The sequence below is a fragment of the Rothia sp. HMSC061E04 genome, assembly GCF_001813685.1.
Taxonomy (GTDB): Bacteria; Actinomycetota; Actinomycetes; order Actinomycetales; family Micrococcaceae; genus Rothia; species Rothia mucilaginosa.
Map to the genome: position 1 here is coordinate 20,060 of NZ_KV813691.1, position 18,874 is coordinate 38,933.

The window sequence follows — 18,874 nt, forward strand, 5'->3', positions numbered from 1 at the left end:
CACGGAGAGGTGGTCATGACCACTACTACTAATCCCAAGGCACCCAAGCGTTTCTTTGCTGGCATCAGCGGGATTAAGTCCGGCGTCGCGAACATCATCGACGCTGGCAAAACCTTCAAGACCCTCGGACCCAGCCAGGTCAAGGACGAAATCCAGATTGCAAAGCACGAGCTGAAGACCAAGGGCATCGCCGTTGGTAAGGGCGCAGCCTTCTTCGGCGTCGCAGCAGTCTTCGGTCTGTTCCTAATCATTGCGCTGGTCGCCGCAGCAATCCTCGGCCTCGGCACCGTCATGCCCTACTGGGCATCCGCACTGGTCTTCGCCCTCATCTTCCTCATCGTCCTGGCAATCTGCGCCCTGGTCGGCCTGAAGAAGGTCAAGGCACAGCTGCCGTTCAAGCCCGAATCCGCAATCTTCGGTCTGCTCTTCGACCTCGGCGTACTCAAGGAAGGTACCGCCATGTCCGCTGAGCGCCTGAAGAAGGAACAAGCAGAGCGTGCAGAGCAGAAGGCTAAGGAAGCTGAAGAAGCAGCAGAACGCGCACGTCAGGAAGCTGAAGAGCGCAAGGCACGCGGCGAGGAAGAGCCCAAGCCGCCGACCTTCGAAGAGCTCAAACAGCGCACCGCAGAACGCCGCCAGCACCTGGCATCCCTGCGCGACGACCTGCAGTCCTACACCGGCGACGTTCAGAACAACACCCAGCAAGCTCTGGATGCACTCAAGGCAGTGCCCTCCGAGGTTGCTGCCGGTGCAGCAGCTACCGGCCGCGGCCTGGCAGAGAACGTGCGCAAGCCCGAGGTTCTGCAGGCACGCTGGAAGTCCTTCGCAGCATTGGGCGCATCCATTGCAACCGTCCTGCACTTCCTGAACCGCCTGGTACGCCGCTAAACCCGGTACACCATAAACCCAGTCGCCGCTAAAGCCGGCGCACAGGTTTAACGCCAAGCATCAAAACGCCCCGATACTCGTATCGGGGCGTTTGTGCGTCTACGGGTAGGTTGCTGGCTTCTGTCTCAACGTGAGGTTTAGAGGTAACTCCCAGCCAAAACCCGCCCTCCACGAATCGGAGAAGGACGCAGCTCACAGGTAGAATAGACAAATGCTGTACGTACTGGACCCACCCGGTGCACGCGGCAGACAGAGGTAGAAGCGGCGCACCGTCGCACCCGAAACCCCAAAGTCACCGACACACTACACCCCGATGAGGAGCCCCGTCATGGAACAGGCAAAGACGATTCTGATTGGCGCAGAAACCTACCCGCCGGACATCAACGGTGCAGCACAATTCGGTCACCGCCTCGCCACCTCCATGCTCAAACGCGGCCACTCCGTGCACGTGGTCGCCGCCAGCCCCATCCCCGGCCCCAGCTACCGCACCGAAGTAGAGGGCGGCGTCGTGGAGCACCGCCTGCGCTCGCACCTGCCCCCGACCCACGAGACGAACCGCATCTGCGTGCCCTGGGAGATCTGGTCCGAGGTCGGCGCAATCCTTGACGAGGTCCGCCCGGATGTGGTGCACGTGCAGTGCCACTACATTATTGGTCGCGCCCTCATCTTCCAGGCGAAGCGCCGCGGTATCCGTGTCATCGCAACGAACCACTTCATGCCGGCGAACCTTGACCCGTTCCTGCCCTTCCCCGCTCCCGTGAAGCGCGTGATTGAGAAGGTCACCTGGAGGGACATGCGTTTCTGCTTCTCTAAGACTGCGGTCGTTACCACCCCCACCCAGATTGGTGCGGATGCGATGCGCGACCTGGGTCATTTTGACCGCCCCGTCATGCCGGTTTCTAACGGTATTGAGATCAGCGACTACGAGCTGGCTGAGGGTGCTGACGCCGGCAAGGTTCCAGGTGAGCTGCGTATTGCCTTCGTGGGTCGTCTTGCCGAAGAGAAGAACGTGGACGTGCTTATCGAGGCGCTCTCCCTGCTGCCCGATACCCTCGAGCACGTGGTGCTGGATATCGCCGGTGGTGGCGAGCTACGTGAGGCTCTTGAACAGAAGGCGCACGATTGCGGCGTGTCCGACCGCGTGATTTTCCGTGGCTTCGTTCCGGATGAGCATCTGCCCGAGGTGTACCAGATGGCTGATGTGTTCTGCCAGCCCGGTACCGCCGAACTGCAGTCCCTGGTTTCCCTGGAGGCGATGAGTGCCTCCACCCCCGTGGTGCTCGCGAATGCGCTGGCTCTGCCGCACCTGGTGGAGGACGGCGTGAACGGCTACCTCTTCGAACCCAATAACGCTCAGGATTTGGCGAAGAAGTTGGAGGCCGTGCTCTCCCTGCCCGCTGCTGAGCGTGAGCAGATGGGTCGTGAGTCCCGCCGCATCGTGGGCTTCCACAGCGCTGAGAACACCTGGCGCACCTTCGAGGAACTGTACGTGAGTGACGCTCCGTACCAGCATTACCTGGATTCGCGCCGCTAAGGTTCTCTAGCCGCTGGGTGGTGGATTGAGTGTTTTTCGTTTTCAGTCGCTGTTCAGGTACTCTAGAGGATGGTGCTGGTGCCCATTGCGTGCCGTCACTGCACCGGATGGGGAGTTAGCTCAGCCGGTTAGAGCAGGGGACTCATAATCCCTTGGTCGCGGGTTCGAGCCCCGCACTCCCTACGGCCCCGCCCGTCGACTTCACCCACTTGTCGGCGGGCGGGGCTTTTTGCGCCCTCTTTTCGTGCTCTTTTGCGGTGCTATCGGGGCGCTATTTTCGTGCATGGAATGCATCAACGGTGATGAAAATGAGTAAATGACGAACGACAGCTCATCATAGCGTTCAATAGGGTAGGGTTGAAGAGTCTTGTCACGAAAGACAGTGTGATGCCGCCGGTAGATGCCGATTCAGCCGGTAGGTGTTGCATCCGCACACCATGTGAGAGGATCTCAATGTCGGAGAACACTCCCAACAACCCGTCGCAGGGCGCATCTGCTGCAGGAGGCTACGGCTACGATGCCGGTGTGCACCCCGCGCAGGACGCTTCGCTGTCTGCTCAGCCGGGTAACGTAGCTCAGGTTGCTCAGCCTCAGCAGCCCGTCCAGCCGCAGCAGGCGTCTCAGACCGCTCAGGCAAACGCTAATGCACAGCCGAATGCAGAGGCTCAGGCAGCCCCCGCACAGCCCGGTCAGCCTGCCGTCGCACCTCAGCCCGATGCGGCCCAGCCCGGTGTCGCTCAGTCGGGTCAGCCCGGCCAGGCAACCTATGTGCCGAGCGCACCGCATCCGGCGGTGAAGGCACTGGGTGCTACCTGGAACGCGTTCCTGGATGTTTTCTCCAGCAACCCGGCGACCGCGCACGCCCGCATCTCTTCCGCAGGTGTGTGGGGTTGGATCGTTCCCACGACTTTGCAGGCGCTGGTGGGTGCCTTCTTCTTCAGCCAGCTGGTTATCCTGGCTGCCGTCATCGCAATGTCCATGGTGGGCTACATGTTCGGCGGTCGAGGCGGTGCCGCTTACGGTGGTGCCTACGCAGCACAGGCTGTACCGACCGGACGCATGATTCTGGCGTACGTGCTGATGGCTCTTGCAATCTTCGGTGTGCAGGTTCTGCGCGGTGTGCAGCTGCAGCTGACCGCGCGTATCGGTAAGGCGCCGACCTCCTTCACCGTGAGTATGCATGCCGTGTCGGTTTCTTCGCTGGTGCTGATTCCTTCGTTCCTGCTGTTGAACCTGCTCATGTTCTTCATGACTCTCAGCCGTAGCGGTGACGGTGCGTCCTTCCTGACCATGCTCATGGTCCTGGTGCTTGCTTTCGCCGTGTTCTCGGGCGAGGCGCTCACCTACCTGGGTCTGAACCGTCTGGGCCGCTTCGCGAAGTCCCCGATTATCATGCACGCAGCGTTGAGCACTGCTTGGGTTTTTGCCTCCATGATTGTTTACTACGTGGCTATTCGCCTGATGGGAGCCTAGTATGCACGCGATGACTCACGTCCCGAGCGCACCGACTCGTCAGCGTTGGATATTCCTGGCGGTTCTGCTGACCATTGCCGCCCTGATTCTGAGCGCCTGCGGTGCGAGGATTGAGACTCAGCTGGGCCTTGAGAGCGCTGAGAAGGGTACCCGCACCATGCTGGTTTCCTTTAACCTCAAGGACAACAAGGACAAGATTAAGGGTGGTTCGGAGGCTCTGGATGCGTCCGTGCGTAAGCACCTGCCCGAGGGCCTGGAATACGGTGGTATTCAGTCTGAGGGTGACAAGGCACGTGCGACCTTCACCATTCCCTTCTCCTCTGTGGATGAGTACCGTAACAAGGTTGCTTCTATCCTGAAGGCTGCTGGTTCCAAGACCGAGCCTACCGTCACTATTCTCAATACCGAGCAGGGCCTGGTGCAGGGTATCCAGGTGAAGGAAAACTTCAGCTCGAAGGAGCTGCTGGATTGGCTCCCTGAAGCTCTTGTTGTTGATGGCGTGATTGAATCCTCCAACAAGAACAGTGTGTTCAACAGCAGCGGCAGCGAAACCACTGTGAAGTTTGGCGAGAAGGAAGTAAAGAATTCCGGCGGTTCCACTATCTCTGCGAAGGACGTGCAGGACCGTGGCTTCAAGGCGATGGTTCTTGAGCTTCAGGAAAAGGACGGTGGCTACTCTGCTACTGCCTCCTTCGTAGCGAAGGACATCATGAACTCGGAGACCGCTGCTACGGTCGACGCCTATCTGAACCAGGTCAAGCCTGAAGGCTCAGAGCTGAAGAAGAGGCTGGAGTCTTCCCAGGCAACCTACATGGCTCCCTCTGCTTCTACCAGCGCGGCGAAGGAAGAAGTGGGTCGTACCCTGACCTTCAGCGCATCCTCCCTGGACGACCTGAACACTAAGCTGAAGAAGCTGCTGGGTGCAGGTACCACCGATTTGAGCTACACCCGAGAGGTCAAGGAAGAGTCGAAGACCTTCTATGTGCGCAAGACTATGAAGGGCGTGCTGGACTGCTCGTTGCTGTGCTCTCCGGAAGGCAACGGCCTGGAAGTCATCCTGAAGGACAGCTCCGACCACAGCTATCAGGTTGATAACACCGGCAACTCTGGCTCTTCCTCTTCGAAGAGCGTCCTTCACCTGAGCCGTTACCTTTCGCAGCAGGTGACTATGAAGGGCATGAAGGTGGCTACTTCCCTGGGCCTGGACGGTTCCATGGAGGCACGTTTCCTCTACTCCTTCCCGAGCTCTGACGTAGCTGGTGCAGAAGAGGCGCTGAAGAATGCTTTTGCTGGTGGTAGCAATGACGAGACTGAGGTCCGCCAGGACGGCGACGCCACCATCGTGAGTGTGAAGGTTCGCGGTAAAGACGAAGCTGAGTTCAACCAGCACCTGAATGAATACCTGCCCGAATCGAAGGTGACCGTCACCCGCTCCGGTGGCTACCACCCCTTCGGCAGTGACTACACTCTGAAGCCGGATATTAAGCTCGCTCAGAAGCTGGGTAACTACTACCGTGTTCCTTACGAGCTCACTTTCAAGGCGCCGACCTTCTCCTCGCTGGACCAGCAGAAGGTGAACACCCTCAACTATGATTTGGCGCGTGCCGGCGTACAGTTCACCGTCAATGGTGGCGAGCTGAGCGTCAAGAGTGAGAACGGTGTGTTTAGCGGTAACGCGTTGACTGTTCCGGTGTCCGGTCTGAGCATGACCGACGTAATCGTGGATGCGGTTATTGTGGGTCTGATGCTGCTCATCCTGGTTCTGCTCTTCCTGTTCCGCAAGAAGATCGCGGCGGCTCGTGCGAAGGGCCGTGAGCGTCGTGCTGCTTCGGCTGCGGCCCTTGGCGCTGCTGCGGGTGTTGCGACCGGTTACGGTGCAACCCAGGCTGACGTACAGAACGGCTACCCGGCACAGGGTGGCTACGCTGCTCATCCCGGTTACCAGGCACAGGGTGGCTACCCGGCGCAGAACACCGCCTACGCCGCGGGTGATGATTCGCCGACTCAGGTGTTCACCCCGCAACACGGCGTGAACTACGGCGAGAACGAACCGACCAAGGCAATGCCCGCGTATATCCCTCCGACTGAGCAGCCTGCACAGCCCAACCAGTCTGCACAGCCGAACCAGTTCGGTGCTGATGACGGTGACGTCCTCCAGTAAGTAGCTGCCTCTAGCGCCTACGCTAGTGAGCACAACCCAGGCTGGCTCCTGTGGCCCGTTGCCTCCTTTGTCGGAGGTGACGGGCCACAGCTGTATCTGGTTCGGCTCATGCTCGGCGCAAGTACCCGCGCCTAATATCCAGTACCCGCGCCTAATATCCGCCTGGCACGGGAAGCAAAATGCTCGGCTCCTTCGACCCCAGCAGGCTCATGGGGTTGATGTACTCGGCGGTCTTGCCGCTGCCGTCCCTGCGGGCGCCTCCCTGTCGTACTCCCCAGTACAGGCAGGGGGCGGAGCATCGCCGGTAGGATTGCTCGCCGTTGCCGCCCGCCGCGTCTGCGACGGTACCGATGACATCACCGGCTGTAACCGTGGTGCCGACCGGGAGCGTTTCATTCATGGGTTCGAAGGTGCTGCGCCGCCCATCCGGATGCGCAATGACCAACACTTTGCGGTTGACGACCGTGCCGCTGAAAACCACTTTTCCCGGTGCCGGTGCGTAGACGCGCCGGTCGTTCTCGGGTACGGCAAGGTCTACGCCGCGGTGCCCCGCGCTCCAGCGTTGGGCGGGCTTCTCAAAGGGGCGGATCACCCGAGGTCTGGAGTCGGCGGTGGGGGAGCGGTAGCGTAGTCGGCTCGCGGTGAGCTCAACCGTGCTGGGAACGTGCGTACTGCTGGGAGCTTGCGCACCTGAGGTGGCACCGTCAGTAACACCAGCCCCGCCTGTAAAACTGAGCCAACCCGAATAATCCTGGCTGCCCAAATAACCCTGGCTGCCCGCGTAGCCCTGCCCACCCGCGCTCACAAGTGCACCCAGCAGGTAGCACGCCACCAGCATCGTGCGCCGTAGCGTTGTCGCTAACGTCTTCATGTTCTGCTTCATCTTCTGAGCACATCACGAATTGCCTCGCCCCGCAGCACCTCATGAAAAATTGTGGATAACCCCGCCGTTTTCGTCTTAAAATTCTTTATCCACAGTGCTCCTGCACACACCCGCCGTGCCTGCGCAGGTTTTACCCCTAATCCGGCGGATTAATCGCGGAATATACGGTACAATGTCGTATTGCAGTGTGCCTGCGCGGGTATTCTCCCTCTTCGAGGCATTCCGCACAGCATCACTGACGACGCGCGGCGTGAGCGGCATCCTCAAACGGGGAGCCGATAAGGGACCTTCGGTCCACCCACACGGGGTGGTTAGGGCCTGAGCTGAACGGGTAACCGTGAACGCTAACCGCCGCCAGGAAAAACTGATAACTACTATGCGCGCGTTGGGCTAGCCCGAATGGGAGGTCCGCGCGGCACCACAAAGGAGACGACATGCCCGTCGTAACTATGCGTGAAATGCTGGACTCCGGCGTTCACTTCGGTCACCAGACCCGCCGTTGGAACCCCAAGATGAAGCGTTTCATCCTGACCGAGCGCAACGGCATCTACATCATCGACCTGCAGCAGTCCCTCGCCTTCATCGACAAGGCATACGAGGCTGTTAAGTCGACCGTCGCACACGGTGGCAACATCCTGTTCGTGGGTACCAAGAAGCAGGCTCAGGAAGTTATCGCTGAGCAGGCAACCCGCGTGAACATGCCCTACGTGAACCACCGCTGGCTCGGTGGTATGCTGACCAACTTCAGCACCATCTCCAAGAGCATCGAGCGCATGAAGGAACTCGAGCAGATTGACTTCGACGATGTAGCAGGTTCTCGCTACACCAAGAAGGAACTGCTCCTCATGCGTCGCGAGTTCGAGAAGCTCGAGAAGACCCTCGGCGGTATCCGTAACCTGTCCAAGGTTCCCTCCCTCCTGTGGGTTGTTGACACCAAGAAGGAGCACCTGGCAGTTAACGAGGCTCAGAAGCTGGGCATCCCCGTTGTTGCTATCCTCGACACCAACTGCGACCCCGACGAGGTTGCTTTCCCGATCCCCGGTAACGACGACGCTATCCGCTCCGTCAACCTGCTCACCCGCGTGATTGCTGACGCAGTGGCAGCCGGCCTGATCGAGCGCAACGCTAAGAAGAACGGCAAGGCTGAAGCAGCTGAGGAGCCCATGGCAGCTTGGGAGCGCGAGCTCCTGGAGCAGCACGAGGCTGCACAGGCTGAAGAGGCAGCTAAGTAAGCTTTCTTAGCCCACTAAGCTTTATGCTTTGTGGCCCCCGCCCGCGGGGACCACGTTCGGACGGCGCCCGCCCTGACCTGGGCGCGGCGCCGTCCGCCATATGTACCACCGGGATGTCATCCCGATTTATTACAGCAACACAAGGAGTTCACAATGGCGAACTACACCGCAGCAGACATCAAGGCACTGCGCGAGAAGACCGGCGCAGGTATGCTCGACGTCAAGAAGGCTCTGGACGAGGCTAACGGCGACCAGCAGAAGGCTGCCGAGATCATCCGCGTTAAGGGTCTGAAGGGCATCACCAAGCGCGAGGGTCGCGCAACCGCTGAGGGCCTGGTGGCTGCACGCGTTGAGAACGGCGTTGGCTACATGGTTGAGGTCAACTCCGAGACCGACTTCGTGGCAAAGTCCGACCCCTTCATCGCTTTCGGTCAGAACGTGCTCGAGGCTGCTATTGCTGCTGACGCTTCCACCCTGGAAGAGCTGCAGGCTGCATCCTACGAGGGCAAGACCGTTGAGGAGCTGACCACCGACGCTGGCGCACTGCTGGGCGAGAAGATCGTTGTCCGCCGCATTGCACGCGTTGAGGGCGAGAACGTTGCAGTTTACCTGCACAAGACCTCCAAGGACCTGCCCGCACAGGTCGGCGTTCTGCTGGCTGTTTCCGGTGAGAACACCGAAGAGGTCGCACACGACGTTGCAGTTCACATTGCTGCAATGAGCCCCAAGTACCTGGATTCCGAGTCCATCCCCGCAGACCAGATCGAGACCGAGAAGCGCGTTGCTCGCGAGACCGCAATCGCTGAGGGCAAGCCCGAGAAGATTCTGGACAAGATCGTTGAGGGTCGCCTGAAGGGCTTCTTCAAGGAGAACACCCTGCTCGACCAGGACTTCGCAAAGGACGCAAAGAAGTCTGTTGCACAGGTTCTGTCCGAGGCTGGCGCAACCGCTACCGCATTCGCACGTTTCCGCGTGGGTGCATAAGGACTCGCTGCAGTTCTGTCCTCCCGTATTGCGGGTTCCCGGTAAGGGAAATCGTATGAGGTTGGGATTATAGCCTGAAGCCGGGTAGTCACCACTGGTGGCTACCCGGCTTTGCTGTATCCTTGATAAGGACTAGGCGGCAGGAGTCCGCCCCGATCACCTATAACAACCCCTAGGTAAGCCACTGGAGGAACCATGACCGAAGCTATTTCGCACCCGATTCACCATGACGAGACCGGCCGTCGCCGCGTTTTGCTCAAGCTTTCCGGTGAGGTTTTTGGTGGCGGCGAAGTTGGTATTTCGACCGAGGTCGTGCGCAGCATCGCCAAGCAGATCGCCGCAACCGTTGGCGAAGTTGAGACTTCCATCGTGATTGGTGGCGGTAACTTCTTCCGTGGCGCTGAACTCTCTCAGGCGGGTATGGATCGCTCCCGTGCAGACTACATGGGTATGCTCGGCACCGTGATGAACTCCCTGGCTCTGCAGGACTTCCTGGAGCAGGAGGGTATTGACACCCGTGTTCAGTCGGCTATCACCATGCCGCAGGTTGCTGAGACTTACATTCCTCGCCGCGCGATTCGCCACATGCAGAAGGACCGCGTCGTGATCTTCGGTGCTGGTGCGGGTCTGCCCTACTTCTCCACCGACACAGTGGCTGCTCAGCGCGCCCTGGAAATCCACGCAGATGAGGTTCTGGTGGCTAAGAACGGCGTGGACGGCATCTACACTGCTGACCCGAACAAGGACCCCAACGCTGAGCGCCTGTACAACCTCACCTACGATGAGGCAATGCAGCGCAACATCCGCGTGCTGGATCAGACCGCGTTCTCCCTGTGCCGCGACAACAACGTGACCATGCGCGTGTTCGGCATGCAGGGTGACGGCAACGTGACCCGCGCAATTCTGGGCGAGAAGATGGGTACCCTCGTTACTCGCTAACCCCTAAATTTTTAGGTTTGGGCGTACGGAACGCGCCCTCACACTGTGACCGTGCTCGATAGCGCGGACTTATTCTGGACGGTACCGCGCGGGTAAGCGCTAAAACTCGCTTATGCCCGCCGGTACCGTCTAGACTTATATCAAATACGACGTTCTGCCTCTTTCCCATCGACTTCGCATTATCCTTACGGTTTTCGCCTCGGATGCGCCGCGAACCGGTAGGGAAATCATGAAGGCTGAACGCGCACCCACCGACAATTCTGGTACCCCAGAATACCGACAAAGGAGATCCTTTCGTGATCGAAGAAATCCTTGCCGAAGCCGGCGAGAAGATGGAAAAGACCATCGAAGCAACCAAGACTGAGTTCGCTAAGGTCCGCACCGGTCGTGTGAACCCCGCAATCTTCAGCGGCCTGACCGCCGACTACTACGGTGCACCGACCCCGCTGCAGCAGCTGGTGTCCTTCAACGTTGAGGACGCACGTACCGTCAAGATCGTTCCCTTCGACGTGACCGCACTGGCAGCTATCGAGAAGGCTCTGCGTGACTCCGACCTGGGTGTTAACCCCAGCAACGACGGTGCAGCAATCCGCGTTGTCATGCCCGAAATGACCGCTGAGCGCCGTAAGGAATACACCAAGCTCGTCAACCACAAGGCTGAAGAGGCTCGTATCTCCATCCGTAACGTTCGCCGCCACGCTAAGACCGCTATTGACAAGCTGGTCAAGGACAGCGAAATCGGTGAAGACGAAGGCGCACGTGCTGAGAAGGAACTGGACGCACAGACCAAGAAGCACATCGACCAGGTCGACGCACTGTACAAGCACAAGGAAGCTGAACTGCTCGAGGTCTAAACCCTAATGAGTACACGCAAAGAAGCGAAAGAAGAGAGAGGCGCGCCGCCTGCTCCACAGCCGAGCCCGCAGACCGCTGCAACGCCGGTGAAGTCACGCAGCGCCAAAGCTGGCCGTAACCTGCCCGCCGCCATTGGTGTGGGCGTTGGTTTCGGCGTGCTATTGGTGCTGGGCCTGATTTACCAGCCGGTTTTTGTTGCGGTCGCTACCGGCGCGGCAGCTTTGGGCACCTGGGAGATCGGGCACGTGCTCAACACCCGCCGCGGCTACGGCATCCCGGAATACCTGCTGGGTGCCCTGTCTGGCGCAATTGTGGTGGTGTCTTTCCTGTTCGGTTTTACCGGGCTGGGCATCGCCCTGGCGGTGAGCCTGCTGGCGCTGCTGCTCTCTTCTGCTCTCGTGCGTGCTGACCGTCAGGTCTCACTGGGTAAGTCTTTGAGCGGTAGCGCCCTGGCTCTGCTGTGGGTGCCGCTGATGCTGGGTATTGCCATGGTCTACTTCCAGACGGACCACGGCGAGCGTGGCATCCTCATGATTCTGCTGATGGCCATCTGCAATGACACGTTCGGCTTTATTGCCGGTGTGAATTGGGGTAAGCACCCGATGGCGCCGAAGATCTCCCCGAAGAAAAGCTGGGAGGGTCTGGCTGGTTCCTTCGTCGGTTCGGCAGTTGTTGGCGCTATCGCCTTGGCGGTCATGGGTTCGCCCTGGTATTGGGCTATTCCGCTGGCGGCGGTCATGGTGGTCGCTTCGACTGCCGGTGACCTGGTTGAGTCCGTGTTCAAGCGCCGTATGGGTGTGAAGGACATGTCGAATATCCTGCCCGGTCACGGCGGCATGATGGATCGCCTGGACTCGATCCTTTTCGCTGCGGCGGCTGGCTGCCTGATTTTCCGGTTTATTATGCCGCTCTAAAGCCTGAAGCTTTTATCGCTTATGGAGGCGGGGCGTTTCTTCCCACGAGTGGGGGAGGGGCGCCCCGCCTTTGTTGTACCCGGTGCATCAGGGGCGTAGGGGACTATATCTAAGATACCGCCCGCCAACCTTGCGCCAGGTAGCCTGAGCATTGGTATTCTTAAAGTTCAATCGTCGAGAGGAGCCACCTTGGCAAGCACCACCCGCGGAGGCGGATTCGCCCGTGCAGCAGAAACCGAACCCGGCTACAAGCGCAGTGAAGTCGACCGCCTGTTCACCCGCCTTGCCGAGGACTACGAGAAGCTCAGCGGAGCCTCCGAACTGCCCGAAGACCTCTACACCTCCCGACGGATCCGCCAGGTCGTCTTCCGTGAAGAACCCGGCGGCTACCAGCTGGATGTGGTCGACCGCGCCCTCGAAAAGATTGAGGAACGCTTCGCCAAGCTCGAACGCAGCCGCTACATTGAGGCGTACGGCCTGGACAACTGGGAACGCTCCCTCGTAGAGACCGGCGAGCTGCTCGCAGGCCGCCTGGAACGCCCCGCCGGTGAGCGTTTCCGCCGCCCCAGCAAACGCCGCCACATGGGCTACTTCGTCGGCGATGTGGACGCCATCTGCGACCGCGTGTACGCCCAGCTCAACAGCGAAGAACCGCTGGACCCCTCCGTGGTGCGCCACGCAAAGTTCCGCCCCGCCTCGGGCACCGTCAGCTACGAGGAATCCCAGGTGGACGCTTTCCTGGACCGCTGCATTGAGCTGCTGCAGGATCTGCTCTAAAACGTATGCATTGAATCCCCCGCCCCGTGTGACAGGGTGGGGGATTCTTCTGCGCTGAGGTCTTTTGCGCTGGGTTTTCTGTGCTGGGGTCGTCTACACTGGGCCTTCTAACATGAGAGGCGGCGCCAGTACCCGAACGTACCCGCGAGCTCATGAGACACTAGAACCATGAAGTTTGGATCCTCAGCACGAGTCGGCGGCAACCGCGACCGCCTCACCGACGCCCTCACAGAACTCACCCGCGCACCGCAGCGCGTCACCCTCCTCGGCTCAACCGGCTCCATCGGCACCCAAGCCATGGAAGTCATCGACCATCTCGCCGCGCTCAAAGGCACCAGTGCCTCCGCCGCCGACGCACCGCTGAAGGTCGTCGCCCTCTCCGCAGGCTCCCGATCCCTCGAACTGCTCGCACGCCAGGCAGTGCACGTGCGCGCCGAACTGGTCGCCACCAGCGGCACCTCCGACGACGCGCAGCGCCTCCGCGAACTCATCGAAGCGGCAGCCTCCGAAGCAGGCGCCACCGGCTACACCCCGCAAATCGCCCACGGTGCCGAAGCCTCCGTACAGGCGGCAGCACACCCGGCAGACACCGTCCTCAACGGCATCACCGGCTCCATCGGCCTGGAACCGACCCTCACCGCCCTCAACAGCGGCTACCGCGTGGCACTGGCCAACAAGGAATCCCTCATCGCAGGCGGCCCGCTCGTACGCGCCGCCGTCGACGCATCCCCCCTGAACACCCCCATGGTGCCTGTCGACTCCGAACACTCCGCCCTCGCGCAGGCGCTCGCCTCCGGAACCGATGCAGAAATCGACCGACTCATCCTCACCGCATCGGGCGGCCCGTTCCGCGGCTACAAGCGTGAACAGCTACACGACGTGACCCCCGCGCAGGCGCTCGCACACCCCACCTGGGATATGGGCCTGGTCGTCACCACCAACTCGGCAACCATGGTCAACAAGGCACTCGAAGTGCTTGAGGCACACCACCTGTTTGGCGTGGACCTGGACCGTATTGACGTGGCGGTTCACCCGCAGTCCATCGTGCATTCCATGGTGCAGTTCGTAGACGGCTCGACCATTGCGCAGGCGTCCCCGCCGAGCATGGTTCTGCCCATCGCGCTGGGTCTGACCTGGCCGCACCGCATCCCCGGCGCCGTGCCTGCTTGTGACTGGTCGAAGGCGGCATCCTGGACTTTTGAGCCGCTGGACGAGGAAGCATTCCCCGCCGTGCGAATGATCAAGAACGCCGGTAAGGTCGGCGGCACCCATCCGGCAGTGTTCAACGCCGCCAATGAGGAAGCCGTGGCAGCATTCCATGCGGGCGCGATTCGCTTTACCGACATTGTCGATTCGGTGGCACGCGTGCTGGAAGAGCACACCGGCAGCGCTGAGGCTGTCTCCGACTCTGATTTGACGCTGGAGGCTGTGCTGAACGCGGAGCGTTGGGCTCGCGTTCGCGCGAATGAGCTGCTGGGCATGACCGGCAACTAGAAGACGGCTTTCTTCCTGCTTGTGCGGGAAGTACAGCTGTTGCAGGAGGGACGGTGTTCGTCCTCGTTCCGACAGGGGCACCCGCCCTCGCTTCGCTTCGGGCACCCTGATGTCACTTTCGGACGACACCGCCCCTCCATCCGTATCCCGGAGGAAATATGCGGCGTGCCATCCCCACCAGCGGGGCGAGGATAAATACCGTCCCCCTTGCCTCCCCCCCCCGGCGCATAGTAGGCTAGTGTTCAAAATATGTTCTCTCAAGGGCAAACAACGAAGAGCCCCTGAACGAGCAAACAAAGATGCAGCATATATTTCACGAGGAAGTGCCCACCTATGCGTCGACAGAACACCCTACGAACCCTCGCCGGGGCCCTACTCCCGCTGACCCTGCTGCTTAGCTCCTGCGCCTCCGGGCAGCCCAGTGCCGACTCCTCGGCGTCCGCTAACGCTGAGAAGGCGTATAGCGCCTCCAAGAGCCCTGATAGTCAAGCTATCGAAAAAGTAGAGAACCTCGCCTCACTTTCTGACAATGTTGCCCGTGCCTACCAGCGTTCCCTGAGCCAGTGCATGGCTGAACGAGGTTTCCCGAACTACAAGGTTCCTGCAGGAAAAACTGAAATCTCGCTGCTTCTGCAGGCTGATCTTGAACCTCTCACCGTTGCGGACGCCCGCGCTCGCGGATACGAAGAGCGCTACTCTTTGACTACTACAGCACTGGAAGAGCAGAGCCGTACTATGAGCGAAGCCGAAATGCAGGCTCTTTACAGCACCGAAGGAAAGGGCGGTTGCGAGCAAGAAGCTACCCGTGCAGTCTTCGGTTCAGAAGAATCCCGCGCGACCATACGAAGGGTCCACATTACCGCGGTTCACTACCTCAACAACGACGCAATCTTCAAAGATCTTGGGCCCGCCACCGAGAAGTGGGCACAGTGCATGAAAGAACGCTTCGGAGGAGACTACACCACGCCGGTTATGGGTCGCGAACAGTACCGCCAGAACAACCAGGACACCCACGAACTGGCAATCAACGATGCGACCTGCCGTGAAGCAACCGAGCTGGATGCCGAACAGCGAAAGATTGCTATCGCTTACCTGAGTTCTTTCCTCGAAAAGGAGCAGGGTCTCATCGAGCAGGTGACCACGATTAAGAAAACTGCTGAAGAGAATGCCCGAAAGATTCTGAGCTAATCCTGCGGACTATCCAGAACAGGCGTACAGAGTAGCCACGGAGGCTGCACCTCGTCACAGCGTATTGTGCCCGGCACGTATCCCCGTGCCGGGCATAAACTAACCCCACACGGCATCGCCGCCTAAGCCCAAACGGCACAGACAACAGCGTTCCCGTACGCGCACCCAAAGAAGGGACACCATGAGCGCCACCCCCACCCGCCAGAAGAAAACCCTCTGGCTCTACGGCATTATCGCCCTGCTTCTCATCATCACCGTCGGCACGCTCATCAGCGCCCAAAACATCAAAACCACCGCCCAAAAAGACGCGGAAGCGGCACCCCCGGACCCCTCCACCATCACCGCCACGGTCACCCGCGAAAAACTGCGCACCACTGTGCCCCTGACCTGCACCGCGAACTACGCCACCTCAACCCCGCTACGCTACAGCGGCGAAGGACAGTACACCGCAATCACCATCAAACACGGTGACACCGTCGGCAACGGAACCCTTATCGCAGAAGTCAACGGTGAACCTCTCATCACCCTCACCGGCGGCTTCGCGCTCTACCGCGACCTCAAACTCGACGATAGCGGCCCCGACGCCGCACTCCTCAACGAGGCACTGACTGCCATGGGACGTCAGGGCCCGCAGCCCGCGCGCATCACCGAAGACACCTACGAGGCTCTCAACAACCTCCTCGACAGCCTCGGCTACGCGCACGTCAAGACTGACCAGCCTATTCCCGCCCGCTACTTCCTCATCATCAACCGTGCCGGAGTTGTCACCGGCAACCCCCGCGCAACCGGCGCTATCGCAGACGGTCCCGTAGCCACCATCGCAGAAGGTAGCAAGACCCTCAGCTGCACCGGAACCACCGGCAGGCTCACCCCCGAAGCCCGTAGCGGTCAGAAGGTAACCGTGCCCTCCCTCGGTGATACTGAGTACGTCGCAACCCTCGGATACAAGAACACCACCGAAGCCGCCGGTGCCGCAGGCAACAGCCAGGCCGGTCGTCAGGCCAATGGCGCAGAAGGAGCGGCTGGCTCCAACCTCAACGGCGCAGCCGGTGCGGCAGGAAGCACCGAAGGGGAACGCATCCTCACCCTCGACGTAGGGGATAAGGCGGACAGCCTCCGAGGCGCCGTCAACGCGGAACTCACCCTCGAAGAAACCCCCGAAGCGCACCTGGTCGTGCCCTCATCGGCGCTCTACACCCGTGACGGACAGACCCGAGTCATCGTGCTCGGCCCCGAAAGCTCCAACGGATCGAAGGCCCGCGAAGAACGCGAGGTAACCGTTACCGTCATCAGCAACGCCAACGGCAAGAACGCCGTCACCGGTGACTTGCACGAAGGCGACAGCGTCAAAATCATGCGCGAGAAAAAGTAGGGAGTAGCCATGACTGACTCCCGCGCCGATCACGCGCACCCACCAGCCTATAGCGTCGATATTCAGGGAGTGTCCCAGCACTTTATGCAGGGTGACACTCGAATTGACGTGCTCAAAAATATTGACCTGAAAGTCCGCTACGGAGAAGTCGTCGCAATCCTGGGACCGTCCGGCAGCGGCAAATCAACCCTGCTGAACATCCTCGGTCTGCTCAGCACGCCCGCCTCCGGCAGCTACCTGCTGGACGGTACAGATACCGCAACCTTCAACGCGGCACAGCGTGCTGAAGCGCGCCTGGACAGCATCGGTTTCGTCTTCCAGGCGTTCCACCTCATCGAGCATAAGAACGTGTACCGCAACGTTGAGCTACCGCTCATCTACCGTGGCGTGCCCAAAGCGGAACGAACGCAACGTGTTGAAGACACTCTCGCCCTGCTGGGGTTGAGCCACCGAACGGATGCACCCATCACCACTCTCTCAGGCGGTGAAAAGCAGCGTGTGGCTATTGCTCGTGCGCTCATTGGGGAACCGGCGTTGTTGCTCTGTGATGAGCCGACCGGCTCGCTGGATGAAGAGCTCACCCGTGAAGTCATTGATCTGCTCCGTGAATGTACGGGTGATCTGCAAAGCACGATTGTGATTACTCACGACCCGCTCGTGGCGGAGCACTGCGACCGGGTGCTACGTATGCACGAGGGGCAACTCATCGAGCAGGATGCACAGCGGCAGGAAGAAACGACCGCCCGCGCGTCTCTGAACCTGCCTAGCTTTGCTGAGGAGCAAACATCTAAGCCACAGAGCAGTGGTCGTGCACCTTGGGCGCTCGCCTCCCTCAAAGAAGCCTGGGACGCTACCGTGCACCGGGTGAGGCGCAATATCTTCACCATGCTTGGTGTGGTTCTGGGTATCGCTTCGCTCGTGCTGACCGTTGGTCTGACCGCCACCATTTCTGGGCAGTTGGCTGACAGCTTCGACATTTTTAGGGCTAAGCACCTGATGATAAGCTCGACCCGAACCGAATCCATGAGCCGCACTGAACTCTTGAGCCTGGCGGCAAGTGAGAACTACCGGCGTGTTAGCCAGCTGAACGGAGTGACCGGTACCGCGCTGGTGGATCAGCTGTATGAATCCGCAGATATTCAGCGCGGTCCAGACAACTTCGGTGAGCGCGGTGCTAACGTGACGGCTGCCGTCCGTGCGGCAACCCCCAGCATCTTTAGCGTGCAGGGTCATGAACTGGTTTGGGGCCGCACTTTCGACGAGGGGCATGTGGAGCGGAACGATAAGGTTGTGGTGCTCAGTGAAAGCGTGATGCGCCAGCTTGCGCTGCCCTATAGCCCCGGAGTTACGGTCTATATTCACGATGAGCCGTACACCGTCATCGGTGTGGTGCGGGAGAATCCCTCGCTGACTCTGTCGTACGGTTCGGTCTACCTGCCTCTGGGCGCGAAGCCTGGTGCCGATGTTGAAGAAGCGCAGCCCGCTGCCGGTGGCGGTGCGGCGCAGACCGGTAAGCGTTCCACTCAGATTGTGGTGAGTACTGTTGCCGGTGCCGCAAACCAGATTGCGGAGGAAGCACCGTACGCGCTCTCGCCGGAACGTCCAGCCCTGTATAGCGTGAGTGTTCCGCCCGAGCCGAAGACCCTTCGTGAGGCTGTCGACCAGCAGCAACGCACGATGCTTCTTGCGATGAGCGTTATTACCCTCGTGATTGGTGCGATGGGCATTATGAATACGTTCTTGGTTGCGGTGATGGAGCGTCGCCGTGAGGTTGGTTTGCGTCTGGCTATTGGTATGCGCCCTTCGGGTATTCTGCTGCAGTTCTCGGCGGAGGCGTTGCTGACCGGCATCCTGGGCGCTGTGGCTGGTATTGTGCTGGCGGTTAACGGCATCTCGATTGTGTCTTTGATGAACCGTTGGACGCCGATTATTAGTGCCGACACTATTCTGCTGGGCCTGGGCGCTGGTGCGCTGGTTGGCGTGTTGGCTGGTCTGTACCCGGCGGCGAAGGCTTCGCGTATTGATCCGGCACAGACCCTGGCGGCCGGATAGTCGCGTTGAGTAGGTGCTTGCCCCCAGGAATGGGGCTTGGAGAGGGGCGGTGTTCGTCCTCTCGCCTCATGCAGTGTCTGGGATGGCACGCCGTATGTTTCCTCCGCGCCTACGCAGGGGCACCCGTC

15 protein-coding genes and 1 tRNA gene are annotated in these 18,874 nt (G+C 60.3%); 15 read left to right on the forward strand and 1 reads right to left on the reverse strand.

The window, feature by feature from the left end; genetic code table 11:
• The first annotated feature begins 15 nt into the window (after positions 1-15).
• From HMPREF2927_RS01220 to HMPREF2927_RS01240, 5 genes are all read left to right on the forward strand, one after another.
• Positions 16-888, forward strand: a complete 873-nt coding sequence (locus tag HMPREF2927_RS01220; RefSeq protein ID WP_070684849.1) for a phage holin family protein — start codon at positions 16-18, stop codon at positions 886-888.
• Positions 889-1,216: 328 nt separating this feature from the next.
• Positions 1,217-2,422 (forward strand): glycosyltransferase, encoded by a 1,206-nt coding sequence (locus HMPREF2927_RS01225; protein ID WP_070684851.1) that lies wholly within the window; start codon positions 1,217-1,219, stop codon positions 2,420-2,422.
• Between the two features lie 109 nt (positions 2,423-2,531).
• Positions 2,532-2,605: transfer RNA gene (locus HMPREF2927_RS01230), tRNA-Ile, on the forward strand.
• Positions 2,606-2,875: 270 nt separating this feature from the next.
• Positions 2,876-3,895: a hypothetical protein gene (locus HMPREF2927_RS01235; RefSeq protein ID WP_070684853.1), complete on the forward strand. Its 1,020-nt coding sequence runs from the start codon at positions 2,876-2,878 to the stop codon at positions 3,893-3,895.
• Position 3,896: 1 nt separating this feature from the next.
• Positions 3,897-6,056 carry a flagellar motor protein gene (locus HMPREF2927_RS01240; RefSeq protein ID WP_070684855.1) on the forward strand — a complete coding sequence of 720 codons (2,160 nt, stop codon included), beginning with the start codon at positions 3,897-3,899 and terminating at the stop codon, positions 6,054-6,056.
• A 151-nt stretch (positions 6,057-6,207) separates the two neighbouring features.
• Here HMPREF2927_RS01240 and HMPREF2927_RS09190 read toward each other — a convergent pair whose 3' ends face one another.
• Complete coding sequence (locus HMPREF2927_RS09190; RefSeq protein ID WP_233992154.1) at positions 6,208-6,939, reverse strand: M23 family metallopeptidase; 732 nt, start codon at positions 6,937-6,939, stop codon at positions 6,208-6,210.
• Positions 6,940-7,373: 434 nt separating this feature from the next.
• On the opposite strand from HMPREF2927_RS09190, the gene rpsB reads away from it, so the two are divergent.
• The 10 genes from rpsB (at position 7,374) to HMPREF2927_RS01295 (ending at position 18,746) form a co-directional block, all read left to right on the forward strand.
• Positions 7,374-8,171: a 30S ribosomal protein S2 gene (rpsB, locus tag HMPREF2927_RS01250; RefSeq protein ID WP_005508818.1), complete on the forward strand. Its 798-nt coding sequence runs from the start codon at positions 7,374-7,376 to the stop codon at positions 8,169-8,171.
• A 153-nt stretch (positions 8,172-8,324) separates the two neighbouring features.
• Complete coding sequence (gene tsf, locus HMPREF2927_RS01255; protein WP_070684857.1) at positions 8,325-9,155, forward strand: translation elongation factor Ts; 831 nt, start codon at positions 8,325-8,327, stop codon at positions 9,153-9,155.
• A 195-nt stretch (positions 9,156-9,350) separates the two neighbouring features.
• Positions 9,351-10,094, forward strand: coding sequence for a UMP kinase (gene pyrH / locus HMPREF2927_RS01260; RefSeq protein WP_070684859.1), 744 nt, complete (start codon positions 9,351-9,353; stop codon positions 10,092-10,094).
• 296 nt (positions 10,095-10,390) lie between these two features.
• Complete coding sequence (gene frr / locus HMPREF2927_RS01265) at positions 10,391-10,948, forward strand: ribosome recycling factor (RefSeq protein WP_049350195.1); 558 nt, start codon at positions 10,391-10,393, stop codon at positions 10,946-10,948.
• Between the two features lie 87 nt (positions 10,949-11,035).
• Positions 11,036-11,863 (forward strand): phosphatidate cytidylyltransferase, encoded by an 828-nt coding sequence (locus tag HMPREF2927_RS01270; RefSeq protein WP_233992155.1) that lies wholly within the window; start codon positions 11,036-11,038, stop codon positions 11,861-11,863.
• Between the two features lie 189 nt (positions 11,864-12,052).
• Complete coding sequence (locus tag HMPREF2927_RS01275; protein ID WP_049341682.1) at positions 12,053-12,640, forward strand: cell division protein DivIVA; 588 nt, start codon at positions 12,053-12,055, stop codon at positions 12,638-12,640.
• A 168-nt stretch (positions 12,641-12,808) separates the two neighbouring features.
• Positions 12,809-14,134, forward strand: coding sequence for a 1-deoxy-D-xylulose-5-phosphate reductoisomerase (gene dxr / locus HMPREF2927_RS01280; protein WP_070684863.1), 1,326 nt, complete (start codon positions 12,809-12,811; stop codon positions 14,132-14,134).
• A gap of 333 nt (positions 14,135-14,467) precedes the next feature.
• Positions 14,468-15,322, forward strand: coding sequence for a hypothetical protein (locus HMPREF2927_RS01285; protein ID WP_070684865.1), 855 nt, complete (start codon positions 14,468-14,470; stop codon positions 15,320-15,322).
• Between the two features lie 181 nt (positions 15,323-15,503).
• Positions 15,504-16,694, forward strand: coding sequence for an efflux RND transporter periplasmic adaptor subunit (locus HMPREF2927_RS01290; RefSeq protein ID WP_005508102.1), 1,191 nt, complete (start codon positions 15,504-15,506; stop codon positions 16,692-16,694).
• Between the two features lie 9 nt (positions 16,695-16,703).
• Entirely contained in the window at positions 16,704-18,746 is a 2,043-nt protein-coding gene (locus HMPREF2927_RS01295) for an ABC transporter ATP-binding protein/permease (RefSeq protein WP_070684867.1), read from the forward strand.
• The last annotated feature ends 128 nt before the right edge of the window (positions 18,747-18,874 follow it).

Coding starts and splice junctions, on each gene's coding strand:
- HMPREF2927_RS01290 (WP_005508102.1), top strand. CDS start 15,504: ATGAGCGCCACCCCCACCCGCCAGAAGAAAACCCTCTGGCTCTACGGC.
- HMPREF2927_RS01285 (WP_070684865.1), top strand. CDS start 14,468: ATGCGTCGACAGAACACCCTACGAACCCTCGCCGGGGCCCTACTCCCG.
- HMPREF2927_RS01235 (WP_070684853.1), top strand. CDS start 2,876: ATGTCGGAGAACACTCCCAACAACCCGTCGCAGGGCGCATCTGCTGCA.
- HMPREF2927_RS01225 (WP_070684851.1), top strand. CDS start 1,217: ATGGAACAGGCAAAGACGATTCTGATTGGCGCAGAAACCTACCCGCCG.
- HMPREF2927_RS01220 (WP_070684849.1), top strand. CDS start 16: ATGACCACTACTACTAATCCCAAGGCACCCAAGCGTTTCTTTGCTGGC.
- HMPREF2927_RS01295 (WP_070684867.1), top strand. CDS start 16,704: ATGACTGACTCCCGCGCCGATCACGCGCACCCACCAGCCTATAGCGTC.
- HMPREF2927_RS09190 (WP_233992154.1), bottom strand. CDS start 6,939: ATGAAGCAGAACATGAAGACGTTAGCGACAACGCTACGGCGCACGATG.
- HMPREF2927_RS01240 (WP_070684855.1), top strand. CDS start 3,897: ATGCACGCGATGACTCACGTCCCGAGCGCACCGACTCGTCAGCGTTGG.
- rpsB (WP_005508818.1), top strand. CDS start 7,374: ATGCCCGTCGTAACTATGCGTGAAATGCTGGACTCCGGCGTTCACTTC.
- tsf (WP_070684857.1), top strand. CDS start 8,325: ATGGCGAACTACACCGCAGCAGACATCAAGGCACTGCGCGAGAAGACC.
- dxr (WP_070684863.1), top strand. CDS start 12,809: ATGAAGTTTGGATCCTCAGCACGAGTCGGCGGCAACCGCGACCGCCTC.
- pyrH (WP_070684859.1), top strand. CDS start 9,351: ATGACCGAAGCTATTTCGCACCCGATTCACCATGACGAGACCGGCCGT.